The sequence below is a fragment of the Streptomyces sp. NPDC048352 genome (assembly GCF_040651895.1).
In the GTDB taxonomy this organism is placed as follows: domain Bacteria; phylum Actinomycetota; class Actinomycetes; order Streptomycetales; family Streptomycetaceae; genus Streptomyces.
The window spans coordinates 63,490-80,409 of record NZ_JBEZKZ010000030.1; the positions used below are offsets into that span (position 1 = coordinate 63,490).

The 16,920-nt window shown below is 73.3% G+C and carries 17 protein-coding genes; 5 read left to right on the top strand and 12 right to left on the bottom strand.

Annotated features, from left to right (window positions below; translation table 11 throughout):
* Nucleotides 1-170 precede the first annotated feature (170 nt).
* Together AB0D45_RS17795 and AB0D45_RS17800 are read left to right on the top strand one after the other, a co-directional pair.
* On the top strand, nucleotides 171-1,571 hold the full coding sequence (locus AB0D45_RS17795; protein ID WP_362459830.1) for a zinc-dependent metalloprotease: 1,401 nt from the start codon (nucleotides 171-173) through the stop codon (nucleotides 1,569-1,571).
* The gene (locus AB0D45_RS17800; protein WP_361601400.1) at nucleotides 1,568-2,110 is read left to right on the top strand and encodes an NUDIX hydrolase; all 543 of its coding nucleotides are present in this window, start codon (nucleotides 1,568-1,570) and stop codon (nucleotides 2,108-2,110) included. The genes AB0D45_RS17795 and AB0D45_RS17800 overlap by 4 nt, the downstream gene beginning before the upstream one ends.
* Before the next feature lie 101 nt (nucleotides 2,111-2,211).
* Here the strand turns inward: AB0D45_RS17800 and AB0D45_RS17805 are convergent, their stop codons facing one another.
* The 4 genes from AB0D45_RS17805 to AB0D45_RS17820 form a co-directional block, all read right to left on the bottom strand.
* Complete coding sequence (locus AB0D45_RS17805) at nucleotides 2,212-2,967, bottom strand: AIM24 family protein (protein ID WP_361601403.1); 756 nt, start codon at nucleotides 2,965-2,967, stop codon at nucleotides 2,212-2,214.
* Between the two features lie 17 nt (nucleotides 2,968-2,984).
* On the bottom strand, nucleotides 2,985-3,665 hold the full coding sequence (locus AB0D45_RS17810) for an AIM24 family protein (protein ID WP_361601461.1): 681 nt from the start codon (nucleotides 3,663-3,665) through the stop codon (nucleotides 2,985-2,987).
* Between the two features lie 29 nt (nucleotides 3,666-3,694).
* Nucleotides 3,695-5,383 carry a TerD family protein gene (locus AB0D45_RS17815; RefSeq protein ID WP_362459834.1) on the bottom strand — a complete coding sequence of 563 codons (1,689 nt, stop codon included), beginning with the start codon at nucleotides 5,381-5,383 and terminating at the stop codon, nucleotides 3,695-3,697.
* Nucleotides 5,384-5,530: 147 nt separating this feature from the next.
* A complete protein-coding gene (locus AB0D45_RS17820) occupies nucleotides 5,531-6,070 on the bottom strand; it encodes a M48 family metallopeptidase (RefSeq protein WP_361601409.1) in 540 nt (179 codons plus the stop codon).
* Nucleotides 6,071-6,366: 296 nt separating this feature from the next.
* On the opposite strand from AB0D45_RS17820, the gene AB0D45_RS17825 reads away from it, so the two are divergent.
* Complete coding sequence (locus AB0D45_RS17825; protein WP_362459837.1) at nucleotides 6,367-7,503, top strand: ThiF family adenylyltransferase; 1,137 nt, start codon at nucleotides 6,367-6,369, stop codon at nucleotides 7,501-7,503.
* A gap of 136 nt (nucleotides 7,504-7,639) precedes the next feature.
* Nucleotides 7,640-8,968 carry an AarF/ABC1/UbiB kinase family protein gene (locus AB0D45_RS17830; protein WP_362459840.1) on the top strand — a complete coding sequence of 443 codons (1,329 nt, stop codon included), beginning with the start codon at nucleotides 7,640-7,642 and terminating at the stop codon, nucleotides 8,966-8,968.
* Nucleotides 8,969-9,007: 39 nt separating this feature from the next.
* On the opposite strand, the gene AB0D45_RS17835 is transcribed toward AB0D45_RS17830, so the two are convergent.
* The 5 genes from AB0D45_RS17835 to AB0D45_RS17855 form a co-directional block, all read right to left on the bottom strand.
* The gene (locus tag AB0D45_RS17835; protein ID WP_362459843.1) at nucleotides 9,008-9,220 is read right to left on the bottom strand and encodes a hypothetical protein; all 213 of its coding nucleotides are present in this window, start codon (nucleotides 9,218-9,220) and stop codon (nucleotides 9,008-9,010) included.
* 93 nt (nucleotides 9,221-9,313) lie between these two features.
* Nucleotides 9,314-9,646 (bottom strand): hypothetical protein, encoded by a 333-nt coding sequence (locus tag AB0D45_RS17840; protein ID WP_361601421.1) that lies wholly within the window; start codon nucleotides 9,644-9,646, stop codon nucleotides 9,314-9,316.
* Nucleotides 9,643-10,014: a WhiB family transcriptional regulator gene (locus AB0D45_RS17845; RefSeq protein ID WP_351879426.1), complete on the bottom strand. Its 372-nt coding sequence runs from the start codon at nucleotides 10,012-10,014 to the stop codon at nucleotides 9,643-9,645. Before AB0D45_RS17845 ends, AB0D45_RS17840 begins: the two co-directional genes overlap by 4 nt.
* A gap of 183 nt (nucleotides 10,015-10,197) precedes the next feature.
* Nucleotides 10,198-10,503 (bottom strand): hypothetical protein, encoded by a 306-nt coding sequence (locus tag AB0D45_RS17850; RefSeq protein WP_361601464.1) that lies wholly within the window; start codon nucleotides 10,501-10,503, stop codon nucleotides 10,198-10,200.
* A 179-nt stretch (nucleotides 10,504-10,682) separates the two neighbouring features.
* A complete protein-coding gene (locus tag AB0D45_RS17855) occupies nucleotides 10,683-12,794 on the bottom strand; it encodes an ATP-dependent DNA helicase UvrD2 (protein ID WP_362459865.1) in 2,112 nt (703 codons plus the stop codon).
* A 391-nt stretch (nucleotides 12,795-13,185) separates the two neighbouring features.
* On the opposite strand from AB0D45_RS17855, the gene AB0D45_RS17860 reads away from it, so the two are divergent.
* Nucleotides 13,186-13,446 (top strand): mycoredoxin, encoded by a 261-nt coding sequence (locus AB0D45_RS17860; RefSeq protein WP_031151539.1) that lies wholly within the window; start codon nucleotides 13,186-13,188, stop codon nucleotides 13,444-13,446.
* 68 nt (nucleotides 13,447-13,514) lie between these two features.
* On the opposite strand, the gene nudC is transcribed toward AB0D45_RS17860, so the two are convergent.
* The 3 genes from nudC to AB0D45_RS17875 form a co-directional block, all read right to left on the bottom strand.
* Nucleotides 13,515-14,462, bottom strand: a complete 948-nt coding sequence (gene nudC / locus AB0D45_RS17865; protein ID WP_362459847.1) for an NAD(+) diphosphatase — start codon at nucleotides 14,460-14,462, stop codon at nucleotides 13,515-13,517.
* A 47-nt stretch (nucleotides 14,463-14,509) separates the two neighbouring features.
* A complete protein-coding gene (locus AB0D45_RS17870; protein ID WP_362459849.1) occupies nucleotides 14,510-15,925 on the bottom strand; it encodes a dipeptidase in 1,416 nt (471 codons plus the stop codon).
* Between the two features lie 10 nt (nucleotides 15,926-15,935).
* Nucleotides 15,936-16,920 (bottom strand): PD-(D/E)XK nuclease family protein (locus AB0D45_RS17875; RefSeq protein WP_362459852.1); only part of this gene is annotated, 985 nt, incomplete at its 5' end.

A 16,920-nucleotide genomic window follows, 5' to 3' on the forward strand; every position in this document is an offset into this window, starting at 1 on the left:
TCAGTGAGGGCGCGCCGTGACGCGTACCCACCAGGTGATGTCCATCCTGCCGCAGCCCCGGACCCTGCGGAGCACCGAGCCCGTAAGCGGGAGGGGTGTCTACGCTGGGTGGTGTTGTCGGACCATCGCCCGTCGGCTCCCGCCGGCGGCCCTACGAGCCGAGGAAACCCGTGAGCGACACCCCATTCGGATTCGGCCTTCCGCCGGAGGAGCCGGAGGACGGCGACAAGGGCAAGAAGGGCGGCCAGGGCGGCCAGGACGGTCCCCCCAATCCGTTCGGGTTCGGCCCCGGCGGCCTTCCTGGCGGCTTCCCCGGCGGTGCGGACAATCCGTTCGCCGCGATGTTCGGCGCGATGAACCCGAACGACCTCGGCGCCGCGTTCCAGCAGCTCGGGCAGATGCTGAACTACGAGGGCGGTCCCGTGAACTGGGACATGGCGAAGGACATCGCCCGCCAGACCGTCGCGCAGGGCACCGCGGACGGCGTGAAGGACGCGAGCGTCGGCATCGCGGAGAGGTCGGCGGTCCAGGAGGCCGTGCGACTGGCCGACCTGTGGCTGGACGGCGTGACCTCCCTGCCGTCGGGCGCCAACGCGGCCGTCGCGTGGAGCCGCGCCGAGTGGGTCGAGGCGACCCTGCCGGTGTGGAAGGAGCTCGTGGACCCGGTCGCCGAGCGCGTCGGCGCGGCCATGGGCAGCGTGCTCCCCGAGGAGATGCAGGCCATGGCGGGCCCGCTGCTCGGGATGATGCGCTCCATGGGCGGGGCCATGTTCGGGCAGCAGATCGGCCAGGCCGTCGGCACCCTGGCGGGCGAGGTCGTCGGCTGCACGGACATCGGACTGCCGCTGGGTCCGGCCGGGCGCGCGGCGCTGCTGCCGCTGAACATCGAGGGCTTCGGCAAGGACCTGGGCGTCCCCTCGGACGAGGTGCGGCTCTACCTGGCCCTGCGCGAGGCGGCCCACGCCCGTCTGTTCGCGCACGTCCCGTGGCTGCGCTCGCACCTGTTCGGCGCGGTCGAGGGGTACGCGCGCGGCATCAAGGTGGACACCTCGAAGCTGGAGGACGTGGTCGGCCAGCTCGACCCGACCAATCCCGAGCAGCTCCAGGAGGCCCTGCAGGGCGGTATGTTCCAGCCGCAGGACACCCCGGAGCAGAAGGCCGCCCTGGCCCGGCTGGAGACGGCGCTCGCGCTGGTCGAGGGCTGGGTGGACGCGGTCGTGCACGAGGCGGCCAAGCCCCGGCTGACCTCGGCCGACGCGATGCGCGAGACCATGCGCCGGCGGCGTGCCTCGGGCGGTCCGGCGGAGCAGACCTTCGCGACGCTGATCGGGCTGGAGCTGCGCCCCCGGCGGCTGCGGGACGCCTCGCGGCTGTGGGCCTCGCTGACCGACGCGCGCGGTGTGGACGGCCGCGACGGGCTGTGGGAGCACCCGGACATGCTGCCGACGGCCTCCGACCTGGACGACCCGGACGGGTTCGTGCACCGCGAGCAGCTGGACTTCTCGGAGATCGACAAGATGCTCGGCGAGGCCGCCCGGCGGCGTGACGAAGAGGGCGACGGCGAGAAGTGAGCCTGTACGAGGACGCCGTCGCGGTCCTGAAGCAGTACGAGGGACCGGACGCACAGCAGGACGAGCTGCGCGGGGTCTACCTGGAGCACCTGGCCGCCCACCCGGACGGGGTCTACAAGCCCTGCACGGCCGGCCACGTCACGGGCAGCGCGCTGGTGGTCGACCCGGCCGGCGGCCGGGTGCTGCTGACCCTGCACAGGAAGCTCGGCATGTGGCTCCAGATGGGCGGGCACTGCGAGCCCGGTGACACCACCCTGGCCGGGGCGGCCATGCGCGAGGCCGTCGAGGAGTCGGGCATCGGCTCGGGGCTGACCCTGGTGGCGGGCGGCCCGGTGCGCCTGGACCGGCACCCGATCCCCGCGCCGTGCAACTGGCATCTGGACGTGCAGTACGCGGTGCTGGCCCCGGCCGGCGCGGTGGCGGAGATCAGCGACGAGTCGCTGGACCTGCGCTGGTTCCCGTACGAGGAGGTGGCGGCGGTGGCCGACACCTCGGTGGTGCGGCTGCTGGAGGCGACCCGGGCGCGGCTGGGCGCCTGACGGCGGCGCGCCTGGGCGCCTGGCGCCGGCGCGGCGGTGATGCGCCGGAAGGGGCGGGCCCGTGCGGGTCCGCCCCTTCCGTCCGTGCGGTGCCGGTCCGGTCAGTTCCAGGCGTTGTTCTGGTTCTGGGCGTGGGCGCCGTGCTGGCCCATGCCGAACTGCGCGGCGACGCCCTGCCCGAGCTGGGCGTTCTGCGGCGGCAGCACCTCGCTGGGCTGCACCAGGGCGAAGCCGGTGCCGAGGAAGCTGAGCTCCCAGCCCTCGCCGGTGTTGCCGCGGCGCCGCCACACGCCGGTGGAGTGCGTCTGGGCCTGCATCTGCACGCGCAGCGAGGTGGACCAGGCGACGATCGCGTCGGCGTCGGCGTTGACGTACTTGTCGGGCGTGACCTGCATCATCAGCGGCTGCCCGGAGGTCATGAGGGCGACCTTGCCGCGGCCGGAGATGTTGAGCTGGTACTTGCCGGAGCCGGAGATCCCGTACTGGCTGTCGACGGCGATGACCTCGGTGTGCAGGGTGGAGTCCATGGCGAGGACGTAGCTGCTGTCGACGGTGAGGCCGTCGTGGTCCACGTCGACGACGTGCACGTACTGGGCGAGGTTGGCGAAGTAGACGGTGCCCTGGCCGGAGCAGCGCATGAGGTCCAGGCCCTCGCCGGTGCGGCGGCGGGCGTTCCGCTGGTTGCCGCTCTGGTACTCGCCGTCGAAGTCCACGATCCCCTGGTAGGCGACCATGGCGCCCTTGCGGGCGAGCACGTCGTCGGAGCCGGTCAGGGTGACCCGCAGGAGCTGCGGGTTCTGGACGGTGTAGCGGTCCTGGGACTGCTGTTCGGCGTGGCCGAAAAGTGAGCTCTGCATGATGTGTCCGCTCCCCCTCAGCCCCGGGCCCGGAGCCGGTCGGTGCTGTCCTCGCTGGGCTGTACGACGACGACGCCCTGGCCGGAGAAGGCCATCTGGTAGGCCTCCCCGCTGCCCCGGCCGATCATCGACGAAGCCTTGAAGCTGCGCTTCCCCTTGACCTTGAGGTTCGGCGACCAGGCGACGAGCGCGTCCGGGTCGACGTACGTCTCGTCCTCGCCGCGGCCGCAGTCGACCACGATCGGGGTGCCGCGGGAGGTGATGGCGACCCAGCCGGTTCCGGCGACCTGGACGTTGAAGAGGCCCTGGCCGGCGAACTTCGCCATGCCCTTGACCCGTTCGACGCCCCACTGGAGGTGGGCGTCGAAGGCGAGGAGGTTGGTGCCGTTGACGGAGAGGGCGTCGTTGTTCAGGTTGATGCAGACGACGTCGGCGCCGTAGTCGGCCAGGTACAGGAGGCCGTCGCCGGTGCACTTCATCAGGGGGGCGCCCTCGCCGGTCAGCCACTGCGAGGCCATCTGGCGGACGGCGGGCGGGTTGGGCTCGTACTGGACGAAGCCCTCGTAGGCGACCATCGAGCCGGTGCGGGCGAAGAGGTCCTGGCCGCTCTGCATGGCGACCTTGAGCATGGCCCGGCCGTGGTTCTCCATGCGGGCCGTGACGGGGGTCGGGGCGTAGCCCGCGAGCTGCTGGTTCATTGCGTTCATGGCGTTCATGTGGGGCTCCCTCAGACCTCGTACGGCTGGACGACGATGAAGTTGCCGGGGGCGCCGCGGAACTGCAGGTTCACGGTCTCCCCGCTGTGGCCCGGGTAGGCGTTGCGGCGCAGCCGGACCTGGCTGGAAATGATCACCTGCGAGGCGGCCGACCAGGCCACGATGGCGTTGCTGTCCGCGAAGGTGGTGGGGGTCACGGGCAGTACGACGGGCACGCCGTGCGTCTTGACGATGACCGTGCCGGAGCCCTGGAACAGCATGGTGAACAGGGCGCCGCCGGGGATGCCGTGGCCCTCGATGCGGCGGACCTCGTACTGGAGGGACTCGTCGAAGGCGAGGACGCTCTCCGCGGAGACGCAGATCCCGTCGCCCTGGAGCTCGATGGCGTGCAGGTCGGCGCCGTTCTCGGCGAGGAAGACCTGGCCGCGGCCGGTGCAGCGCATCAGCTGCATCTCCTGGCCGGTGGCGTTGCCGACGATGCGGCCGGCGAAGCCCGCGCCCTTGTAGCTGAAGTCGACCTTGCCCTGGTACAGGACCATGCTGCCCTGGCGGGCGAGGACGGCCTGGCCGCCCATCGCGAGGTCGACCCGCATGAGCTGCTGGTTCTGCGGGGTCCAGCGGGCGCCGGTGGGGGCCTCCTTGTACGGCTGGAGGGCGGCGGCGAGCCCGGCGCCGGGCGCGGCGGCCTGCGGGGCCTGGCCGTAGGGGGGCGGGGGCTGCTGGCCGTACGCGGGCTGCTGCCCGTAGGGGGGCTGGGCGCCCGGCTGCTGGCCCGGGATCTGGCCGTACGAGGGCTGCGGCTGCCCGCCGTAGGGCGCGGGGGCCGGGGCCGGGGGCGGGACCTGGCCGCCGTAGGAGGGCTGCTGCCCGTACGAGGGCGGGCCGGGCTGCTGAGGGGGGTGGGGCGGCTGGCCGTACGGGGCCGCGGGGGCGGGCGCGGCCAGCGGAGCGACCATGGTCGGGGCCGAGTGCACGGGCGCCGGGGCCGGGGGCTGCGGGGCAGGCGGCTGCTGCTGCGGCTGCTGCGGCGGGGCGTACGGCGCGGGGGCGGGCGGCTGCTGGACCGGGGCGCCGAAGGAGGGGGCCGGGGCGGCGGCCTGCGCGGGCGGGGCGAAGCTCGGCGCTCCGGCCTGCGGCTGGGCCGGGGCCTGCGGCTCGGGCTGCGCCTCGTCCTCGGCGACCTCGCCGCCGAAGTGCTCCAGTAGTGCGGCGAGTCCGCCGTCGAAGCCCTGTCCGACGGCGGCGAAGCGCCACACGTCCTTGCGGTAGAAGTCACCGATCATCAGGGCGCGTTCGGTGCTGAACTCCGCACCGGTGAAGGAGTACCGGACGACTTCCTCACCGCCGGCCACGACCCGGATGTAGCCGGGTCCGATCTGCGACATCTGCCCGGCGCCGTCGAGGGTGGCGGTGAAGGACAGCTTGTGGATGGCCGCGGGCACGCGGTCGAGGGTCACCCGGAAGGATTCCGTGTCACCGGCCTGCGGGCCGAGCTGCTGGACGGACTCCTCGGGTGACTTCGGCTGGTTGAAGAAGACGAAGTAGCGGTCGTCCGACAGCCGCTCGTCGGCGTCGAGGCCGAAGCAGCTGATGTCGAAGGTGAGCCCCGGCCCGGAGATCTGGACGCCCACGTACAGATCGGTACCCGCCGTCAGATCACTGATCTTGGCCTTGTGGCCGCGTTGGAATTCCCTGGCCATGTGTCCGACCGTCCCCCATCCCGACTACGACTGCGTGCACCGCCGGATGCGTGCTGCTCGATGTGTGCCGCTCAGGCTAACGGCTCCTGCCGACATCCGGCCAAGCCGGTACCGACCCGGTACACACTCACTCTCCGTGACGGGAGGTCATTCCCCGCGGGCGGCCGGGACGCGGGGCAGGCGCTCCGCCGCGGCCACTCCCTCGAGGAATCCCCGGGCCCGCTCGGTCTTCGGGTACGCCTCCAGCAGCTCCCAGAAACGGGGGCCGTGGCCGGGCACCAGGAGGTGCGCCAACTCGTGCAGCAGCACGTAGTCGACGACGTACTCCGGCATTCCCTGGAGGCGGTGGGACAGCCGGATGCTGCCCTCGGCGGGGGTGCAGGAGCCCCAGCGGGTGTTCTGGTTGGTGACCCAGCGGACCGACCGCGGGCGGGCACGGCCGCTGAAGTACTGCTCGGACAGACGCCCGGCGCGCTCGATCAGTTCCGCGTCGCCGAGGGTGCGCTTGCTCTCCTGGGCGGCGAGCTTGTCGAGCATGACGCCCACCCAGCGCCGCTCTTCCGCCTCGGACATCCGGGCAGGGATCAGGACGACCGTCCGCTCGCCCTCACGGTAGGCGGACACGGTCCTGCGGCGGCGGGCGCTCCGGCGGACTTCGACGGCTCGCTGCGGGGGCTCGGCTGACACGCTTTGACGTTACCCGGTCGCCGTGGTGGAAGTCCCGCGCGTCCGAGGTTCGAACATGATCGGTTCGCCGGCGGTGTCCGAAGCACTCTCTTTCTTCATCTCATATGCCCAATACCCCTTGCCTGTGGACAAATCTGCGCACGCGATCCGGCGGCCGGGCATCGTGGCGGAGACGCGGAAACACAGAACCGCAGGAACGCAGGAACGCAGAAGCGCAGGAGTGCTGGAGCGCAGGAGCGCTGGGGCGCTGGGCGCGGTGGCGCAGGAGCCGGGAGACCGGCGAGAGGGGAGTCGGGATGTATCCGAAGGTGAAGCCGGCGCTGGCGCGGGCGTGGCGGGACCTGCAGACGGTCCAGTTCGGGGTGACGCCCGCCCACGCGGTGGTGCTCGGACCGCTGGACACGGCCACCGGATCGCTGATCGACCGGATCGACGGGACGCGGGGCATGGAGCTGCTGCGGGCCGAGGCCGCCGCGACGGGGCTGCCGGAGGGCCAGGCGGACGGGCTGGTCAGGCGGCTCGCGGAGGCCGGGCTGCTGGACGACCTCACCGCCGGGGGGCCTCGGGCGCAGGCCTTGCGGAGCCGGCCCGAGGTGTTGGAGCGGCTGGGGCCCGATCTCGGCTCGCTCTCGCTGGTGCACCGGGAGCCGGGAGGGGACCTGCGGGGCATCGCGGCGCGCAGGGCGTTACGGGTCCAGGTGCGCGGGAGCGGCCGGGTGGGGGCGGTGATCGCCGCCGTACTGGCGGGGGCCGGGGTGGGCCGGGTCGAGGTCCTCGACGGGGGCCGGGTGGAGGTCGCCGACGTGGCGCCGGGCGGGCTGGATCCGGGCAGCGTGGGCCGGCTGCGGGCCGAGGCGGCGGCCGCGCTCGTACGGGAGTCGGCCCCGGGGCGGGCTCCGGGTGCGGGTGATCCCGAGGGGCCGGGGCCGGAGCTGGCACTGGTGGTGGTCGCGCCGCGGGACGCCCTCCAGGCGTGGGCGCCCGATCCGGCGACGGCCGCCGACTGGGTGGCGACGGGCACCCCGCACCTGTACGCGGGGGTGCTGGAGGGGACGGGGCTGGTCGGGCCCCTGGTGCTGCCCGGGTCCACGGCGTGCGCGGGGTGCATGGAGCGCGACCGCGTCGACCGGGATCCGGCCTGGCCGCGGATGCTGGTGCAGTGGCGCTCGGCGCACCGCCGCCGCGGGGCGGGCGCCTGCGATCTGGGGCTGTCGACGGCGGTGGCCGGCCTGGCGGCGGCCCACGCCCTGGCCTTCCTCGACGGGCAGCTGCCCGCTTCGACGGCCGCCCGCTGGGAGGCCGCCCTGCCCGGGCTGCACTGGGAGCGCTCCGCGCTGCGGCCGCACCCGGACTGCCCCTGCGCCGCGGCGGCCCCGGCGGCGGTCGCGGCGGGGCCGGTGCCGGCCGTGGGTTCCGGGGAGGTGCCCTCGTGAGCGGGCGGACTCCCGCCGGATCCGGGGCAGGTGCCCCGCTCCGGGGGATCGGGGGGGCATGGCAGGATGCGACGGGGGCCGAGCCGCGCCTCGAACCGCCGCTCGCGGCACAGCAGTCTGTGAACTGGAGGGGCTCATGTCTGATCTTCCCCGGAAGGCGGTCACGCGCACCGTCAAACTGGCCGCGCTGCCGCTCGGCATCGCGGGCCGGGCCACCTGGGGCCTGGGCAAGCGGATCGGCGGCAAGTCCGCCGAGATCGTGGCCCGCGAGCTCCAGCAGCGCACCGCCGAGCAGCTGTTCCGCACGCTCGGGGAGCTGAAGGGGGGCGCGATGAAGTTCGGGCAGGCCCTTTCGGTGTTCGAGTCGGCGCTGCCCGAGGAGGTCGCCGGCCCCTACCGGGCGGCGCTGACCAAGCTTCAGGAAGCGGCCCCGCCGCTGCCCGCGGCGCGGGTGCACGAGGTGCTGGCGCAGCGGCTCGGCGAGGACTGGCGGGAGCTGTTCGAGGAGTTCGAGGACAAGCCGTCCGCGGCCGCCTCGATCGGGCAGGTCCACCGTGCGGTGTGGCACGACGGACGGCAGGTGGCGGTCAAGGTCCAGTACCCGGGGGCCGGGGAGGCCCTTCTGTCGGACCTCAAGCAGCTCAGCCGGTTCGCCGGCCTGCTGGGTCCGCTGGTTCCGGGCATGGACATCAAGCCGCTGATCACCGAGTTGCGCGACCGGGTCGCGGAGGAGCTGGACTACGAGCTGGAGGCCGAAGCCCAGCGCACCCACGCCGACGCCTTCGACGCCGACGAGGACGTCGTCGTCCCGGACGTCGTCCACCAGAGCGACCAGGTGCTGGTGACCGAGTGGATGGAGGGCACCCCGCTCTCGGAGGTGATCACCGACGGCACGCAGGAGGAACGCGACCGTGCCGGACAGCTGCTGGCCCGGTTCCTCTTCTCCGGGCCGGCCCGCACCGGGCTGCTGCACGCCGATCCGCATCCGGGCAACTTCCGGCTCGTGGCCGGGGCGGACGGCCGGATACGGCTGGGCGTGCTGGACTTCGGCACCGTGGACCGGCTGCCGGGCGGCTGGCCCAAGCCCATCGGCCGGTCACTGCGGATGACCCTGGACGGCGACGCCGAGGGGGTCTACGGGCACCTGCGCACCGAGGGGTTCGTCAGGGAGAGCATCGAACTCGACCCGGACGCGGTGCTCGACTACCTCAAGCCGATCATCGAGCCCGCCGAGGCCGACGAGTTCACCTTCACCCGGCCGTGGTTGCGCGGGCAGGCGGCGCGGATCGCCGATCCCCGTTCCCCCGCCCACCAGTTGGGACGGCAGATCAACCTGCCGCCGTCCTACCTGCTGATCCACCGGGTGACGCTGAGCACCATCGGCGTCCTGTGCCAGCTCGGTGCGACGGTGCGGCTGCGCGACGAACTGGAGGAGTGGCTCCCCGGGTTCCTGCCCGAGGACTGACCGGACGGGGCGCACCGCACCGCGGCGGCCGGGAGCGCGTCACCACCAGGAGGAGTCGAGCCGGCCTTCGATGGCACGCAGGTTGGCGCGCGCGCAGTCGACGCAGAAGTACTGTCTGGTGCCGTTCTCCACCGAGCACGTCCAGGTGGGCGGCGGCGGGGCGCCGCCCGGTGAGCGCGTACCGCAGCGCGCGCAGACGACGGGCTGGGCCTCGGGCCCCGGCGGGGTGGGGTGGGGGGTCGGCTGGTCCACCACCAGACGATATCCCCGCGGGGCCGCGGCGGCCTCCGCAACGCACCGGGGGGACCGGTCCGTTCGGACCGGTCCCCCCGTGAGCTCGGATGCTCAGTGCATGACGGCCATGGCCAGCGCGCGCCGGGCGCGCATGGAGACGCGCTCGGCCCGTCGCTGCATGCGCCGGGCGGCGACCAGGCGCAGGGCGTGACGCTCGGCGTCCGCCTCGCGCATGCGGTCGTCCATATGGGCACGGGCCATGGCTTCTGGGATGAGTTGCATTTCTCGGGTCCTGTTCTGACGCGAGGTGATCGCGCCGGCGGTGATGAAGTCTGCGGTGGCGGAGCCGTGCGGCTGCTCGCTCGTGGTGGTGTAGGGGGACATGGGGGCCTGCTTCAAGGGGTCGTGCGTGAGGGGGCGGTCGATGGTTCCGATGGCGGTCATGCCGCTGCAACCGGGTTCTTGCGCGGACGGCCACGGGGCCGCTTGCGGGCCACGACCACGCCCTGGACGAAGAGCTCTCCGCCCCAGACGCCCCAGGGCTCGCGGCGCTCCTTCGCACCGGCGAGGCAGGCCTCGACCAGCGGGCAGGTGCCGCAGAGGGACTTGGCGTACTCGACGTCCGCCGGGGACTCGGCGAAGAAGACCTCGGGGTCGAAGGTGCGGCAGGGGACGGGTACGCCGAGGTTCTCGATGGCGTCGTCGAGCGCGGTGAGCGCGGTGAGGGGGGTCAAGGCGGGGTCCTCCGGGACTGCGGGCGGGGAGATCGTTTGGGTCTGCGGTACGGACGGGGCGTGCGCTTCGAGTTGCACGGTGTTTTCTTCCTCGTCTTGTTCGGCTAGTCGTTCCGGCCGGTCGGCCGGGTGGCGGCTGGTTGCTGGTCCTGCCAGTCCCGAGGCCCCTTCGCTCCGCCGTCCCCGGTCGGGGACAAACAGAAGGGCCGCGGATCCCGGGTGGGGTTCCGCGGCCCTGAAGGCGCCGGCCTGATCATGCGATCAGGCTGGATCACTCCAGGGTTCGAGCCCGCGGAAGGCCCACATCAGGTGGTGCTGCTGCTTCGTCTGCGTCTGAATTCCGGCACCGGCCGCGGCCGCGAAGCCATAGGCGCCATGCGCCGCGCGGGCTTCCGCTACTGCCACCAGTGCCTTGGTCGGTCGCTCATTGCGCTCGCTGACCGGAAGGGTCGCCAGCAGGGCGGGGCTGTCGGCGGAGACCGCGGACAGACCGGTGCCCAGGAGGGAGACGGAACCGAGCAGGCAGGAAGCGTCGACCGAGCGATCGGTCATTTTGGTGAAGGTCATGAAGCTGGCCACTGGTCTCGCCTCCTCTCGGCGTCTCGGGGACCCGGCCCGAAGGCCTGTCCCATGCGTATTCGGATAAGTACAGCACGGATCCCGGGCTTCGGAGAAGCCACCGTTTCCGTTGCTAAGAACCTATGGGGCTTCGCCGGGCATGTGCAAACTATTTTTCCGACGAGTTTCTACGCGTCGTCAGGATCCTCGCCCCCAGGCTCCTGACCTGTGCAGATGGCCAGGACGTCGGCGCCGTACCGCTCGAGCTTGCGGCCGCCCACGCCGGAGATCATCGAGAGCTCCCCCGGCTCGGAGGGAGCGGCCTCCGCGATCGCCATCAGCGTCTTGTCCGTGAAGACGCAGTACGCGGGCAGACCCTGGAGCTTCGACTGGCCGGCGCGCCACTCGCGCAGCCGCTCGTAGAGGCCCTCGTCCATGTCCGACGGGCAGTCGCCGCAGCGCATCAGCTTGATGTCCCCGGCCTCCGTCAGCGTCCGGCCGCAGACCCGGCACAGCACCGGCCCGCGGCGACCGCGCTTGCGGGCCGCCCCGCCCCCCTCCGGGGTGCCCGGGCGGCTGCCGGGGGCCGCGGAGCCGGGCCGCAGGCCGTTCAGGAAACGGCTGGGCCGGCGGGAGGCCCGCCCGCCCGGAGCGCGGGAGAGCGCCCAGGAGAGCGTCAGGTGGAGCCGCGCGCGGGTGACCCCGACGTAGAGCAGCCGCCGCTCCTCCTCGACCTGCTCGTCCGTCTTGGCGTAGGTGATGGGCACCATGCCGTCGGTGAGGCCGACCAGGAACACGGCGTCCCACTCCAGGCCCTTCGCGGCGTGCAGCGAGGCGAGGGTCACGCCCTGGACGGTCGGCGCGTGCTGCGCGGCCTTGCGCTCCTCCAGTTCGACGGTGAGCTCGGCCAGGCCGGCGCCGGGGCGGGCCCGGGCGAAGTCCTCGGCGAGGCGGACGAGGGCGGCCAGGGACTCCCACTGGTCGCGCACGGCGCCGGAGCCGGCGGGCGGCTCGGCGGTCCAGCCGGTGGAGCTGAGCACGGCCCGGACCTGGGAGCCCAGTTCGACGATGTCGTCGAGGAGCGGGTCGTTGCCGGCGGAGCGGGCGGCTCCGCGCAGCGCGAGGACCGCCTTCTGCACTTCGGCGCGCTCGAAGAAGCGCTCCGCCCCGCGCAGCTGGTACGGGACCCCGGCGTCGGCGAGGGCCTGCTCGTAGACCTCGGACTGGGCGTTGATGCGGTAGAGCACGGCGATCTCGCCGGCCGGGACGCCGGCCGCGATCAGGTCCCTGATCCGGCGGGCCACGCCCTCGGCCTCGGCGGGCTCGTCGGGGTACTCCGCGTACGCCGGGTCGGGTCCGGGCTCGCGCTGGGACACCAGCTCCAGCCGGTGTTCGGCGGCCCGGCCCCGGGCCTGGTTCAGCAGGCCGTTGGCAAGGTGGACCACCTGGGGGGTGGAGCGGTAGTCGCGGACCAGCTTGACCACGGTGGCCTGCGGGTAGCGGTCGCGGAAGTTCAGCAGGTGGTCGGGGGTCGCGCCGGTGAAGGAGTAGATGGTCTGGCTGGCGTCGCCGACGACGCAGAGGCTGTCGCGGTCGCCGAGCCACAGCTCCAGCAGCCGCTGCTGGAGCGGGCTGACGTCCTGGTACTCGTCCACCACGAAGTGCTGGTACTGGGTGCGGATCTGCTCGGCGATGTCGTGGCGGTCCTGGAGGATGCCGACGGTGAGGAGCAGCACGTCCTCGAAGTCGATCATTCCGCGGTCGCGCTTGAGCTGTTCGTACGTGCCGTAGATCTGGGCGATCTCGGCGGTGTCGCGGGGGGCCTCGCGGCCCGCCTTGAGGGCGGCGGCGGGGTAGTCGGCGGGGACGGTCTGGGTGACCTTGGCCCATTCGATCTCGCCGGTGACGTCGCGCAGCTCGTTGCGGTCGAGACGGACGCGGCAGCGGGCGCCGGCCTCGGCCACGAACTGGATCTTGCGCTCGAGGAGCCGGGGCACCTCCCCGCCGACGGCCCGGGGCCAGAAGTACTGGAGCTGGCGCAGGGCGGCCGAGTGGAAGGTGCGGGCCTGGACCCCGCCCGCGCCGAGGGCCCGCAGGCGGCCGCGCATCTCTCCCGCGGCGCGGTTGGTGAAGGTGACGGCCAGCACGCTGGCGGGCATGAGCTGGCCCGAGCGGACGCCGTAGGCGATGCGGTGGGTGATCGCCCGGGTCTTGCCGGTACCGGCACCCGCCAGCACGCACACCGGCCCGCGCAGGGTCGTGGCGACCTCGCGCTGCTCGGGGTCGAGGCCCTGGAGCACGGCGTCGGGGTCGACGTCGGCGCCGCCGCCGGCCGGTACGGATGAGGAGTGCGTTGCTGCTGTCACCCTGCCATGCTGCCAGGTCCGGTGGGCCGGACGGGAAACTTGTCCACAGGCCCATGGCATCCGTCACACCGGCCGCCGCCCGTGGATCAGCCGGTCCCCAGCCCTGGACCGAGAGCACGGGATCGAGCCCTGCATCGAGCCCTGCATCGAGGACTGGATCGAGGGCTGGATCGCGCGCTGCATCGGAAGTGGACCGGGAGTGGACCGGCGGGCGGTCGAATCGGTCACACCGCGGATCCGGCCGGGAATGGCCGGGCGGCACGGGACGTTCCACTCCCCGGATCACCCGGCACCGCGATCCACCGAGACTCACAGAGGAGCGAGCATGCAGGACACGGGCACCGTCACGATGTACAGCACCACCTGGTGCGGCTACTGCCGCCGGCTGAAGACCCAGCTGGACCGGGAAGGCATCGCGTACAACGAGATCAACATCGAGCTCGACCCCGAGTCCGCGGCGTTCGTGGAGAAGGCCAACGGCGGCAACCAGACCGTCCCCACCGTGCTCGTGAAGTCCTCCGCCGGCAACGAGTCCGTCATGACGAACCCGAGCCTGGCCCAGGTCAAGCAGGCCCTGGCCGTCTGACCCGCACGCTCCCGGAAACGGCCCCCGCCCCGGCGGGGGCCTTCTGCGTTCCCCTCGGGCCGTCGGGCTCAGGCGAGTGCCGGCTCCTTCGGCAGCGGCTGGCCGTACCAGAGCTCGATCAGGCGGGCCGCGATGGAGATGCCCGACGGGGCCAGTACCTCGCCCGCCTCGATCGCGGCGCGGTAGTCCTCGCGGGAGAACCAGCGGGCCTCCTGGATCTCCTCGCCGTCGACGGTGATCTCCGAGCTGACGGCGCGGGCGTTGAAGCCCAGCATCAGGCTGTACGGGAACGGCCAGGGCTGGCTGGCGACGTACTCGACCTCGCCGATCCGCACCCCCGCCTCCTCCCACACCTCGCGGATCACCGACTGCTCTATGGACTCGCCCGGCTCCACGAAGCCGGCCAGCGTGGAGAAGCGGCCCTCGGGCCAGTGCACCTGGCGGCCCAGCAGCGCGCGGTCCTGCTCGTCGGTGACCAGCATGATCACGGCCGGGTCGGTGCGCGGGTAGTGCTCGGCGCCGCAGCCCGGACAGCGGCGGATGTGGCCGGCCGCCGCGACGACCGTGCGCTCGCCGCAGCGGGAGCAGAAACGGTGCATGCGCTGCCAGTTCTCCAGCGCCACCGCGTGCACCATCAGCCCGGCGTCGCGCGGGTTCAGCAGCAGCCCCGCCTCGCGGAGCCCGGCCGGGCGGGCCGACTGGTCCATGCGGCCCGGCAGCGAGTCCTTCTGCAGCGCGAAGTACCGTACGCCGTCCTCGTCCGTACCCAGGAAGTACCGGTGGGTCTCGGTGACGGGCGCCTCGAAGGCCGGGGTCATCACGATGCCCGTCCCGCCGTCGGGGGTGTCGTCGATCAGCACCTGGCCGCCGGAGACGACGAAGACGCGGGTCGTGGGGTGGCTCCAGGCCGCGGCGAGCCACGCCTCGTCGAGGCGGTGGTGCGCGGCGCGGTCGATGTCGCTGGGCGCGGTGAGCGAGAGAGGACGCTCGGTATGGGTGCTCACAGGTACTTCCAACTCCCCCGGTGGTGGGACAAGGCAGGCGTACGGAACGTGCTTCGGCTTCAGGTGGTGGCGGGCGACCAGTTCTCGGCGAGGTCGCCCCACAGGTAGGCGGCGGTCTCCACGCCCTTGAGGAGCAGGTCGAGCTCGACCTTCTCGTTCGGCGAGTGCCAGCCGTCGGACGGTACGGAGATCCCCAGGAACAGGACCGGCGCGCCCAGCACGTCCTGGAGGTCGGCCGCCGGGCCGGAGCCGCCCTCGCGGGTGAAGCGGACCTGCTGCCCGAAGGCGCGGCCCATGGCGCGGACCACGGACTGCAGCGCGGGGTGGTCCAGCGGGGTCAGGCAGGGCCGGGTGGGTGCGCCGAAGACGATGCGGTGCCGGATCCCGGCGGGGACGCGGGCCGCGACCCAGTCCCGGACGGCCGCCTCGACCTCGTACGGGTCCTGCCCGGAGACCAGGCGGAACGACAGCTTCAGGTGGGCGGAGGCCGGCACGATGGTCTTGCCGCCGGGGCCCTGGTACCCGCCGCCGATGCCGTTGACCTCGGCGGTCGGCCGGGCCCAGACCCGCTCCAGCGTCGAGTAGCCCGCCTCGCCCGCGGCCGCGTACGACTTGGCCGTACGGAGCCACTCGGCCTCGTCGAAGGGCAGCTCGGAGATCAGCCGGCGCTCGGCGTCGGTCAGCTCGGCGATGCCGTCGTAGAAGCCGGGGATCGTGACCCGCTCGTCCTCGTCGTGCAGCGCCGCGACGAGGCGGGCGGCGACGGTGGCCGGGTTCGGCACGGCTCCGCCGAAGGCGCCGGAGTGGATGTCCTGGTCGGGCCCGTGGAAGTCGATCTCGCAGTCGGCGACGCCGCGCATGCCGGTGCAGACGGTGGGGGTGGTCTCGGACCACATGCCGGTGTCGGAGACGATCACGACGTCGGCGGCGAGCTCCGCGGCGCGGTCCTCGACGAGGTCGCGGAAGTTCGGGGAGCCGGACTCCTCCTCGCCCTCGACGAGCAGCTTGAGGTGCACGGCGGGGGCCTCGGCGCCCGTCGCGGCGAGGTGGGCGCGCAGGCCCAGGGTGTGGAAGAACACCTGGCCCTTGTCGTCGGCCGCGCCGCGCCCGTACATCCGGCCGTCCTTGACGACCGGCTCGAAGGGCTCGGTGTGCCAGCCGTCGGCGAGGGCGGCGGGCTGCACGTCGTGGTGGCCGTAGACGAGGACGGTGGGGGCGGCCGGGTCGGCGGCCGGCCAGTGCGCGAAGACGGCGGGGGCGCCGGTTCCCCCGGCGGTCTCCCAGACCTCCGCGACCGGGAAGCCGGTCTCCTTGAGCTTCGCGGCGAGCCAGTCGGCGCTGCGGCGTACGTCGTCCGCGTGCTCGGGCTGGGCCGAGACGGAGGGGATGCGCAGCCACTCGGCGAGGTCGTCGAGGAAGGCGGCGCGGTGCGTGTCTATGTACGTGCGGACGACGCTGTCCGGGGTTTCGCTCATGGCCACGAGCCTAACCGTCCGCCCGGGAGGCCCCGGCCGTGCCCGATTCGCCTTGGAGGATCCGCTCAAGGCGGTCCCGGCCGGGGAGGTCGCGCGGCCGGATCACGCGTCCGCTGCGGACGTGCAGGAAGGCGGCCGAGACCCGGTCCAGGGGGGTGCCGGTGGCTTCGGCCCAGGCCAGGCGGTACACGGCGAGCTGGAGGGGGTCGGCCTGGGTGGTGCGGCCGGTCTTCCAGTCGACCACCTCGTACGAGCCGTCGGGCTCGCGGTACACGGCGTCGATGCGCCCGCGGATCACCCGGCCGGCGAGGGTCAGCTGGACCGGGGCCTCCATCCGGTACGGGGTGCGCTCGGCGTACTCGCTGCGCTCGAAGGCGGCCTTGAGGGCGGCGAGGTCGGCCTCGTCGGCGACCTCCTGGTCGGAGCCGGGCAGGTCGGTCGCGGGGTCGAGGAGGTCGTCGAGGAGGGGCAGGGGCAGCTCGTCGAAGCGGGACTCGACCCAGGCGTGGAAACGGGTGCCCTGGCGCGCCGCGGGCTGCGGGGGCTTGGGCATGGGGCGGGCGAGATCGCGTACGAAGCCCTGCTCGTCGGCGGCGAGGCGCAGGAGCTGGCTCGCGGACAGGGCGGAGGGCAGCTCGACGTCCCGGACGGCTGCGCGGGCGCGGCGGAGCTCGCCTTCGAGGGCGTCGAGGTCGCGGTCCCAGGAGGCGACGGTGCGGGCCTCCTCGGGGGTGAGCCGGTCGCCTGCGGCGGGCTGGGCGGGGGCGTGCGGGTGGGGCTGCGCCGGGTGCCCGGGCCGTCCGGCGGGGGCGTCGGCGGCGGGCGCCGCGGGTTCGCCGGCCCAGAGGTCGTCCGGGTCCCCGGCCGGGTCGCCTGCGGCGGGCTGTGCCGGGGCCTCCTGGCGAGCGCAGGATCCGCTCCAGCCGTGCGCCGGAGGGGTCCGCGCCGAAGGCTTCGGGCCGCAGGGCGCGCAGCCGGGGACGCAGGGGTCGGGA